Consider the following 9,438-nt stretch of genomic DNA (forward strand, 5'->3'; position numbering starts at 1 on the left):
CGGACTACGATCCGACTCGTGAGCGCACCCACGTCCCCCTCGCCCTCGGTCGTCCCGTGGGACGTCGACATCCTCGGTGACGGCTACGAGCAGCAGGTCTTCCACCTCGGCGAGGACCCCGACGGGGAGGGCCCCGTGGAGGCGGTGCTGGTGCGCCGTACCGTCCGGGAGGGCGAGGCGGTCCGCGGCACGGCGCTCTACGTGCACGGGTTCTCCGACTACTTCTTCCAGACCGAGCTCGCCGACTTCTTCGCCGAGCGCGGCTTCGCCTTCTACGGCCTCGACCTGCGCAAGTGCGGTCGCGGTCGCCGCGAGGGCCACACCCCGCACTACGTCTCCGACCTCGCGACGTACGACGTGGAGCTGGAGTCGTCGCTGGAGGCCATGGTCGAGGACCACCCCGACGTGCCGGTCGTCGTGGTCGCCCACTCCACCGGTGGGCTCATCACGCCGCTGTGGCTCGACCGCCGCGCGCGGCGGGGCCGGGTCGCCCCCGTCGCGGGCCTGGTGCTCAACAGCCCGTGGTTCGACATGCAGGGCAGTGCCGTCGTGCGCGGCCCCGTCACCTGGGCACTGCGCGCCTTCTCCCGGCTCCGCCCGCTGCGGGCGATGGACCTGCCGAAGAGCACCCTCTACGTCGACTCGCTGCACTCCAGCCGCTCCGGCGAGTGGGACTTCGACCTCGACCTGAAGCCCCTCGGCGGCTTCCCGGTGACCGTGGGCTGGCTCAACGCCGTGCGCCGCGGCCACGCCCGGCTGCACCGCGGGCTCGACCTCGGCGTGCCGGCGCTGGTGCTGCGTTCCGACAAGACCCTCTTGACCAGGGAGGCCTCGCCCGCCTTCGACGTCTCGGACACCGTGCTCGACGTCCGGCAGATCGCGCGCTGGTCGGGCTGCCTGGGTGGCGAGACCACGGTGGTGCCGGTGGAGGACGCCCGCCACGACGTCTTCCTCTCCCAGCAGGGTCCGCGGCGGCGTGCCTACGACGTGCTCGACACCTGGTTGACGGGACACTTCCCGGTCTCGCGCTGACGCGGCGCGCAGGACTCCCGCGCCCGACCCCGCTCAGGCCGGGATCACGGCGCCCCTGACGGCGGCGATGTGCGCCGGTGTCGAGCCACAGCAGCCGCCGACCAGGTCGATGCCGAGCCCGGTCAGCCGGGTGGCGTGCGCAGCCAGGTCGCCGGGCGTCGCGTCGTACTCGAAGTGGTCGCCCACCACCTGCGGGAGGCCGGCGTTCGACTGCGCGGCCAGCATCAGGTCGCCGGTGCGGGCAGCGACCATCTCCGCGGCGATGATCTCCATCTCGGCGGGGCCCCGACCGCAGTTGGCGCCCACGGCGTCGGCGCCTGCCGCGCCCAGGTGCGCCACCGCGTCGCCCGGGCGGACGCCCATCATGGTGCGCACGTTGGTGTCGAAGCTCATGGTCACCACGACCGGGAGGCCGGGGGCGACCTCCCGCGCCGCAGCGAGGGCCGCGTCGGCCTCACCGAGGTCGCTCAGCGTCTCGACCAGCACCAGGTCGATCCCGCCCTCGACCAGCGCGGTGAGCTGTTCGGCGAAGAGCGCCTGCGCCTCCTCGGGCGTCATCGTGCCGAGCGGCGCCAGCAGCTCGCCGGTCGGGCCGAGGTCGCCGGCGACGAGCAGTCCCCCCTCGTCCGCCACCGATCGCGCGAGCTGCGCCGCCGTCCGGTTGACCTCGCCGACGCGGTCGCCGAGCCCGTGCATGTCCAGGCGCGGGCGGGTCCCGCCGAAGGTGTTGGTCGTCAGCAGCCGCGCCCCCGCCTCGGCGTACGCCGCGTGCGCCGCGCGGACGGCGTCGGGGTTCTCCAGGTTCCACAGCTCACCGGGCGCACCGTCCTCGAGGCCGCTGTCCTGGAGCAGCGTGCCCATGGCGCCGTCGAGCAGGACCGGACGGTCCACGCCCAGCAGCACCGCGAGCCGGTTCACCGGCCCAGCCCGTCGAGGTAGCGGGCGATCCTGTCGGCCGGCCACTGCGCGTCCAGCTCGGCGACGACCCGTTCGAGCACCTCGCCCGGGGCTCCGTCGGCCTCGGTCCAGGGCAGCCGCTCCCATCCCGCGAGGTAGTCCTCGGCCCCGGTGTCACCGAGTCGCATCGCCGCCTCGTCGATCGCCTCCTGGAACCGCGGTGCGAGCTGCGACTTCACGCTCTCCTGGCCCGTCCGGGCCGCGACCATGGACGGAAGCTCGCGCCACCGGGTCACCTGGTACTCCGTCATACGCCGGAGCCTAGGTCCGCCGGCGCGTCCCGGCGGGGCCGGCTCGACGAGTGGAACGCCACCGCACGCTCTGCGCCGGGGTCGTGCGCCGCCAGTCGCTCCTCCCTGACCGGACCACGTCGGCGTCCTCGGTCACGGCCGTGCCGAGAGCGCACAGCACGTGCCCTCTCCCGGCAGGTTCGCACCACGAGGCAGCGCACCGGCGACGGATGGGTACCTCCGTCTCGTGCGGCCGGCGCACGTCCCACCCCGATGCCACGAGAGGGCGACATGACCGAGATGAGCGGGAACGGCCCGGAGGCCGAGCAGGCCGACGACGCCCGTCGGCGGGAGATGGCCGAGATGCAGGAGCGGCTCGACGCCCAGTCGGACGGCGACGGCTTGGGCGCGGAGGCCGGGAAGGGTGACGAGACCGGGCTCACGGAGGGCTGAGGCGGCTCGCGCCCACTCCTCGGGGTGTGGCGGCGATCACCTGTCCAGCGGCATCTCGGAGGCATGGGAGAGCGCTTGCCCACCACCTCTGCGGGAGAGGCCGGCCCGGGCCGGCCCCGAGGGGCCGGTCCGGGCGCGCCGTCACGACGTCAGCGGAGGTCGAAGCGGTCGAGCTCCATGACCTTGGTCCAGGCGGCGACGAAGTCCGCGACGAGCTTGTCGTGGGCGTCGTCGGCGGCGTACACCTCGGCCAGGGCCCGCAGCTGCGAGTTGGAGCCGAAGATCAGGTCGACCGCCGTGGCGGTCCACCGCACCTCGTCGGTCGCCACGTCACGGATCTCGTAGACGTGCTCCTCCGTCTCCGAGGCCTTCCACCGGGTGCCCGGGGAGAGCAGGTTGGCGAAGAAGTCACCGGTGAGCACGCCCGGCCGGTCGGTGAGGACGCCGTGCTGCGCGCCGCCGACGTTGGTGCCGAGCGCGCGCAGGCCGCCGAGCAGCACGGTCATCTCCGGCGCGGTCAGGTCGAGCATGTACGCCCGGTCGACCAGCTGCACCTCCGGCTGCTTCTTGTCCCCCGACCGCAGGTAGTTGCGGAAGCCGTCGGCGCGGGGCTCCAGGACCCGGAACGAGTCGACGTCGGTCTGCTCCTGCGAGGCGTCGGTGCGCCCGGGGTGGAACGGCACGGTGACCTCGACGCCGGCGTCGCGCGCGGCCTTCTCGACAGCCGCGTTGCCCGCGACCACGATCAGGTCGGCCAGCGAGACCTGCACGCCGCCGGCCCCGTTGAACTCGCGCCGGATGCCCTCGATCGTCTCCAGCACGGCGGCGAGCTGCTCCGGCTCGTTGACCGTCCAGCTGCGCTGCGGCTCCAGGCGGACCCGCGCACCGTTGGCGCCGCCGCGCTTGTCGGTCGACCGGAAGCTCGAGGCCGACGCCCAGGCGGTGGACACCAGCTGCTGGACCGTCAGGCCCGACTCGAGCACGGTCGCCTTGAGGGTTGCCACGTCGGCGTCGCCGACGAGCTCGCCCTCCACCGGCGGCACCGGGTCCTGCCACAGCTGCGGCTCCGGGACCCACGGGCCGCGGAAGCGCGAGATGGGACCCATGTCGCGGTGGAGCAGCTTGTACCAGGCCTTGGCGAAGGCGTCGGCGAACTGGTCGGGGTTCTCCAGGAAGCGCCGGGAGATCTTGTCGTACTCCGGGTCGGCGCGCAGCGCGAGGTCGCTGGTCAGCATCGTCGGCCTGCGCTTCGGGGAGTCCTCGGTCGGCCCGGGGATGACCTCGTCGGCGTCCTTGGCGACCCACTGGAAGGCGCCGGACGGGCTCTTGGTCAGCTCCCACTCGTACTGGTAGAGGAACTCGAAGTAGTCGTTGCTCCACCGCACCGGGGTGCGGGTCCAGGTGACCTCGAGGCCGGAGGTGATGGCGTCGGCACCCTTGCCGGTGCCGAAGCCGCTGCGCCAGCCGAGTCCCTGCTCCTCCAGCGGCGCGCCCTCGGGCTCGGGGCCCACGAGGTCGGCGTCGCCGGCACCGTGGGTCTTGCCGAAGGTGTGGCCGCCGGCGATGAGGGCGACGGTCTCCTCGTCGTTCATCGCCATCCGGGCGAAGGTGCTGCGGATGTCGCGGGCGGAGGCCAGCGGGTCGGGGTTGCCGTTCGGGCCCTCGGGGTTGACGTAGATGAGGCCCATCTGCACCGCGCCCAGCTGCTCCTCGAGCTCGCGGTCGCCGGTGTAGCGCTCGTCGCCCAACCAGGTGTCCTCGGGACCCCAGAAGATCTCCTCCGGCTCCCAGACGTCCTCGCGGCCGAAGGCGAAGCCGAAGGTCTCGAAGCCCATGTCCTCCAGCGCGACGTTGCCGGCCAGCACGATCAGGTCGGCCCAGGAGACCTTCTGGCCGTACTTCTGCTTGACCGGCCAGAGCAGGCGGCGTGCCTTGTCGAGGTTGGCGTTGTCGGGCCAGCTGTTCAGCGGCGCGAACCGCTGGCCGCCGTCGCCCGCGCCGCCGCGGCCGTCGTAGATGCGGTAGGTGCCGGCGGAGTGCCAGCTCATCCGGATCATCAGGCCGCCGTAGTGGCCGAAGTCGGCCGGCCACCAGTCCTGCGAGGTGTTGAGCACCTCGGCGACGTCACGCTTGAGGGCGTCGACGTCGAGCCTCTCGAGCTGCTTGTCGTAGGCGAAGTCCGGGCCGAGCGGGTTGCTCTTCGAGGAGTGCGCGTGCAGGACGGACAGGTCCAGGCTGTTGGGCCACCAGTCCTGGATCGAGTGGGGACGGCCGCCGGTGACGGGGGTCGGGGAGTCGATGACGGGGTTCTCGCTCTCGCTGCCCTCTGCCGTCGCCCCGTCGTGCATCACCGGGCAACCATCCTCCGCCTTGCGGTCGACTCCCTGCGGGCTCTCCGGGATCTCGCTGTCGCTCATGTGCTTCCTTCCGAACTGGTGATCACTGGCTCATCACTGGGTCATCACTGGGGGTGGGTGCGGGGCGTGCAGCTGGGGCAGGTGCCCCAGTAGACGACCTCCGCCTCCTCGACCACGAAGCCGTGGTCGCCGGAGGCGGTCAGGCAGGGGGTGTGGCCGACGGCGCAGTCGACGTCGGCGATCGCACCGCAGGAGCGGCAGACCGCGTGGTGGTGGTTGTCCCCGACGCGCGCCTCGTAGCGCGCGACCGAGCCGGCCGGCTGGATGCGCCGCACCAGACCGGCCCCGGTCAGGGCCCGCAGGACGTCGTACACCGCCTGGTGGGAGACCGTGGGCAGGCCCTCGCGGACGGCGCGGATCAGGGAGTCGGTGTCGGCGTGCGGTGCTCCGTGCACGGCACCGAGCACCGCCACCCTCGGCCGGGTGACCCGGAGGGCGGCCTGCCGGAGCAGCTGCTCGAGCTCGACGTCGGTGACCATCGTGTCGCATTCTGTCGACTTCTCTTGAACGAGTCAAGATCCATCGAGCCGCGCCAAGTCCGCCAGCGCGGCCTCCCACCGCGCCCGGCGCCGGGCCGGCGACTGCTCCCACCACGGCTCACCCCGCTCCCCGAGCCCCTCCTTCGCCAGCTGCGTACGCCGGCGCGTCGCCGCCAGCGCCTCCTCGTCCCCGCGGGCGGCCCGCACCCCCGACCGGCCGCGCCCGAGGTGCGAGAGCAGCGCTCGACGTACGTCGTCGGGCAGGTCGGGGTCCTGGCGACGCCAGCGCCGCCCGTCGACCACCAGCCAGCGCTCGTCGTCGGTGGCCACGCCGAACCCCCCGACCCGCGCCCTCAGGCCTCGGCCAGGTTGTCGTCGACCTCGGACTGCTGGCGGTCAGCGGCCGCCGCCTCTCGGTCATCCGCCGCCGCCACCCGGTCTGCTGCCGAGGAGGCACGGTCCGTCGCGGCAGCCTCGCGGTCCGCGCGGCCCGAGCGTCGGTCGGCCGCGGCCTCACGGCGCTCCGCGCCCGCGGAGTCGAGCCTGTCGGCGAGCTCCTGCTCGGCCCACTCGGTCTCGCTCCGGGCGACGCGGCGGTCGATCTCGGCCTGGTCCTGGGTCTCGTCGCCGCCGCGGGCGCTGCGGCCGTCGGAGGCGTCGGAGGACTCGGCATGCCGGCGCCGGTCCCACAGCCCGTCGCGCACCACCTGGTCGGCGTCGCGGGCGCGCTCCTCGCGCGCGGTCGCGTCGACGTCGCGGTCGTGGCTGACGACGTCGCGGCGGTCGGCCTCGCTGTCCCGGTCGGTGGCCTCACGATCGCGCGCGGCCGCCTGCGTGTCGCGGTCGTGGCCGTGCTGCGCTGCGTCCATCGCCTCAACGTACTACTCGGCGGCCCACCCCGTCGGCCCTGCTCGTCGGGGGGCCCACACTGGCCCGATGACCACCGTGGCCACCTTCGCCGCCGCCGCCCACGCGGTGAGCGCGACCGTCTCCCGCATCCCCGCCGACGCCTGGGACGGCCCCGGGCTCGGCGCCTGGAGCCTGCGCGACCTCGTCGGCCACACCAGCCGCTCGCTGGTCACCGTCGTCGACTACCTCGCCCGGCCCGTCGAGCGCGTGGTCGTGCACTCCGCCGCGGGGTACTTCACGACCGTGGCGCGGTCCGACCTCGATGGCGCGGCCGTGACCGAGCGTGGGCGCCAGGCCGGCCGCGACCTCGGCGACGACCCGGCCTCCCGCTTCGCCGAGCTCGTGGACGAGGCGGTCCGGGTGGCCGGAGGGACCGACCCGGACCTCGTCGTGCACACCATCGTGGGTGGCATGCGCGTCGCGGCGTACCTCCCGACGCGCACCTTCGAGCTGTGCGTGCACGGCCTCGACGTCGCGGCCGCGACCGGGCTGGCCGTCGACCTGCCGGCCCGGGCGCTCGAGGAGGCCACCACGGTGGCGGCGCTCACCGCCGCGCAGCGGGGCCTCGGCCCGGACCTGCTGCTCGCGATGACCGGTCGGCGGCCGCTGCCCGAGGGCTTCAGCGTGGTATGACCGCCTACAGCCGGGTGATCCTCACCCAGTCGACGAGGAGCGTCTGGGCCGGGAAGGGCTCGGCGGGGTCGGGCGCGTGGTAGCCGGGAGCGCCGCCGCCGAAGACCTCAGACTGCAGGAACACCTGCCACTGCTGCTCCAAGATGGCGTCGCACTGCGCCTGGGTGAGGGGGAAGTGGACACCACAGGTGTGCGTCCCGACGGGGTAGGTCGTCGCCCCGTCGGAGAGGGCGTACGACACGTCGTTCCCCACGCGCGTGACCACCCACTCCAGCCAGTTGTGCCGGTCGAAGCCCGCGTGCGACTTGGCCTGGAGGGTCCGCCAGGGCCGGTCGCCGGCACTGGCCCGGCAGCCCAGGTGCGTGGTCTGCTCGCTCTGGACCGAGGTGCCGCTGGCGGTCGGGACGTCGTTGCGCCGGCCGGGTGAGTACTCCAGCAGGTCGATCTCGCCGACGTCGCTCCAGCCGCCCACCTCGTCGCAGTAGGCGCTGCTGCCTCCGAAGTTCTTGGTCCACATGGCGAACCGGGAGCCGTCCACGCCGTTCTGCGGCATCCGCGCCGAGACCCGCATCTCGAAGTCGATCCCCGGTGGGACGGCGTAGGAGAGTGCCATCCGCCCCGCTGAGTAGGCCGGCGTCCAGCCGGCGGCGCGGCAGTCGGCCTCCGGCCGCTCGTCGCCGTTCGTCGGCAGCACGCGCGCCTCCCCCGGGGCGAGGCAGTGTCGCCGGGCGGCGACCGCCAGCACGCCGTCCGACACGGTGACGTTCTCCGGGACGAACTGCGCCTGCGACTTGCCGGCCGGGTCCGCCGAGGCGATGTCGTCGGTGATCAGCCAGGCGGCGGAATCGAGCCCGTCCTCGAAGTCGTCGGAGAACAGGACCGAGCCCGCGCGGTCGGGTCCGTCGGCCCGGACCGGGATCGCGAGCGACGGGGGCGCCGCTGCCGTGATCGTCGAGGCGACGGCCAGGCACGCCGCCAGCAGTCGCGGTGCGGTGCACCGCTCACCTCTGAGCGGGGTCGACCTGCGCACGCGAACCGAAGGCACTTCCCACCCATCCCGCACGGCACCGCTTCTCGCTGCGGTGAAAGAAACGTGACCACCACGGGCTCACGGCCAGGTCAGTGTAGTGGCTCCGCCGAGCACGCCGCGGCCCGTCCCCGGGTCCAGCCGCCGACCCCGTTCCTGCGGACGACGAAGGCCTCCAACGTCTCGTCCGCGCCGGCGCCCTCCTGCATCCAGGCCTCCGGGCCCGAGGCGTTGCGCCGTTCCAGCTCGGCCAGGCCCTCCACCGCGACTCACCCGGAATGCGCGGTCCCGACCACTCCGGGATCGAGCAGAGCCCGCCGGTCGAGGCTCCGAGGACCACCGCGGCCAGGAATGCCGAGACAGACATCAGGACGAGGCCCGCGGCAACGCCGGTGACCAGCAGCGGGGCCCGGACGAGGAGGACCAGTTCAGGCTGCGTCGCACCTGCTCGGTGAGCTCGTAGGTGGCAGGTGCGGAGGGAGAGCAGACCCAGGACCGCGTCGGAGGTCGTGGTCGGGGAACCCACGCCCGGCGATGGGCATGGTGCATGTCGACATGGTGTCCTCGGCAGTGTCAAAGTCCTCTCAGCTCCTGCACGGCAGATCGAGGAGGTCACCATGAGTGCACGCGCCACCCGCCTGATGCTGGTCGTGGCCCACCCCGACGACGAGACGTTCGGCTGTGGGTCCCTGCTGCTCCATGCGGCCGCACGTGGCGCGGTGACGGCCGTGTGCTGTGCGACGCGCGGCGAGGCGGGGACCGCGGCCGACCCGACGGCCGACCTCGCATCCGTCCGCGAGCAGGAGCTTCACGACGCGGCGCGCGTCCTCGGTGTCTCCGAGGTCTCGCTGCTCGACTTCGCCGACTCGGACATGACCGGGGAGCCGCCGGCCGGCTCCCTCGTGGCTGCCCCGTTCGACGACGTCGTGGTCTCCGTGTCGCACTCGATCCGGGCGTTCGCGCCGGACGTGCTGGTGACGCTCGACGCCAGTGACGGCCACCGCGACCACGCCCGGATCCGGGACGCCGCCCTGGCGGCGGTGGAGCGATGTGAGGTCCCCGCGGCCTATCTCGCGTGCCTCCCCCGATCACTGATGCACCGCTGGGTGGACCGGATGCGCTCGGAGCGGCCGGACGTTGCGCACCTCGACCCCGAGATCGCGGCCATCGGCACACCCGACGAGCACATCACCACCCGCATCGAGGCGACGGAGCACCTCGAGCAACGGGAACGAGCGATCGCCGTCCATGCCTCGCAGACCTCGCCCTTCGAAGGGCTTCCCCCGGACCTCCGGACGGCG

11 protein-coding genes are annotated in these 9,438 nt (G+C 73.4%); 4 read left to right on the forward strand and 7 right to left on the reverse strand.

Annotation, left to right across the window (positions count from 1 at the left end; translation table 11 throughout):
- The first annotated feature begins 18 nt into the window (after nucleotides 1-18).
- Nucleotides 19-1,032, forward strand: a complete 1,014-nt coding sequence (locus QZX64_RS05290) for an alpha/beta hydrolase (RefSeq protein WP_295657550.1) — start codon at nucleotides 19-21, stop codon at nucleotides 1,030-1,032.
- A 33-nt stretch (nucleotides 1,033-1,065) separates the two neighbouring features.
- On the opposite strand, the gene QZX64_RS05295 is transcribed toward QZX64_RS05290, so the two are convergent.
- Nucleotides 1,066-1,950: a homocysteine S-methyltransferase family protein gene (locus QZX64_RS05295; protein WP_295657552.1), complete on the reverse strand. Its 885-nt coding sequence runs from the start codon at nucleotides 1,948-1,950 to the stop codon at nucleotides 1,066-1,068.
- Nucleotides 1,947-2,240 (reverse strand): virulence factor, encoded by a 294-nt coding sequence (locus QZX64_RS05300; RefSeq protein ID WP_295657554.1) that lies wholly within the window; start codon nucleotides 2,238-2,240, stop codon nucleotides 1,947-1,949. Before QZX64_RS05300 ends, QZX64_RS05295 begins: the two co-directional genes overlap by 4 nt.
- Before the next feature lie 270 nt (nucleotides 2,241-2,510).
- Here QZX64_RS05300 and QZX64_RS05305 point away from each other — a divergent pair, with 270 nt between their 5' ends.
- Nucleotides 2,511-2,672 (forward strand): hypothetical protein, encoded by a 162-nt coding sequence (locus tag QZX64_RS05305; RefSeq protein ID WP_295657556.1) that lies wholly within the window; start codon nucleotides 2,511-2,513, stop codon nucleotides 2,670-2,672.
- 149 nt (nucleotides 2,673-2,821) lie between these two features.
- Here the strand turns inward: QZX64_RS05305 and katG are convergent, their stop codons facing one another.
- From katG to QZX64_RS05325, 4 genes are read right to left on the reverse strand one after another with little or no spacing between them, the layout of a single operon-like run.
- Nucleotides 2,822-5,089, reverse strand: coding sequence for a catalase/peroxidase HPI (gene katG / locus QZX64_RS05310; protein WP_295657557.1), 2,268 nt, complete (start codon nucleotides 5,087-5,089; stop codon nucleotides 2,822-2,824).
- Between the two features lie 44 nt (nucleotides 5,090-5,133).
- Nucleotides 5,134-5,568, reverse strand: coding sequence for a Fur family transcriptional regulator (locus QZX64_RS05315; RefSeq protein WP_295657558.1), 435 nt, complete (start codon nucleotides 5,566-5,568; stop codon nucleotides 5,134-5,136).
- 33 nt (nucleotides 5,569-5,601) lie between these two features.
- Nucleotides 5,602-5,898: a hypothetical protein gene (locus tag QZX64_RS05320; RefSeq protein WP_295657559.1), complete on the reverse strand. Its 297-nt coding sequence runs from the start codon at nucleotides 5,896-5,898 to the stop codon at nucleotides 5,602-5,604.
- A 23-nt stretch (nucleotides 5,899-5,921) separates the two neighbouring features.
- Nucleotides 5,922-6,437 (reverse strand): hypothetical protein, encoded by a 516-nt coding sequence (locus QZX64_RS05325; protein WP_295657560.1) that lies wholly within the window; start codon nucleotides 6,435-6,437, stop codon nucleotides 5,922-5,924.
- Nucleotides 6,438-6,504: 67 nt separating this feature from the next.
- On the opposite strand from QZX64_RS05325, the gene QZX64_RS05330 reads away from it, so the two are divergent.
- Nucleotides 6,505-7,110 carry a maleylpyruvate isomerase N-terminal domain-containing protein gene (locus QZX64_RS05330; RefSeq protein WP_295657561.1) on the forward strand — a complete coding sequence of 202 codons (606 nt, stop codon included), beginning with the start codon at nucleotides 6,505-6,507 and terminating at the stop codon, nucleotides 7,108-7,110.
- A gap of 4 nt (nucleotides 7,111-7,114) precedes the next feature.
- Here QZX64_RS05330 and QZX64_RS05335 read toward each other — a convergent pair whose 3' ends face one another.
- Entirely contained in the window at nucleotides 7,115-8,140 is a 1,026-nt protein-coding gene (locus tag QZX64_RS05335; RefSeq protein ID WP_295657562.1) for a hypothetical protein, read from the reverse strand.
- Nucleotides 8,141-8,754: 614 nt separating this feature from the next.
- Between QZX64_RS05335 and QZX64_RS05340 the strand changes: the two genes are divergently transcribed.
- A partial coding sequence (locus QZX64_RS05340; RefSeq protein ID WP_295657563.1) for a PIG-L deacetylase family protein occupies nucleotides 8,755-9,438 on the forward strand: 684 nt, incomplete at its 3' end.

Source organism: uncultured Nocardioides sp., assembly GCF_902805925.1.
Lineage (GTDB): Bacteria > Actinomycetota > Actinomycetes > Propionibacteriales > Nocardioidaceae > Nocardioides.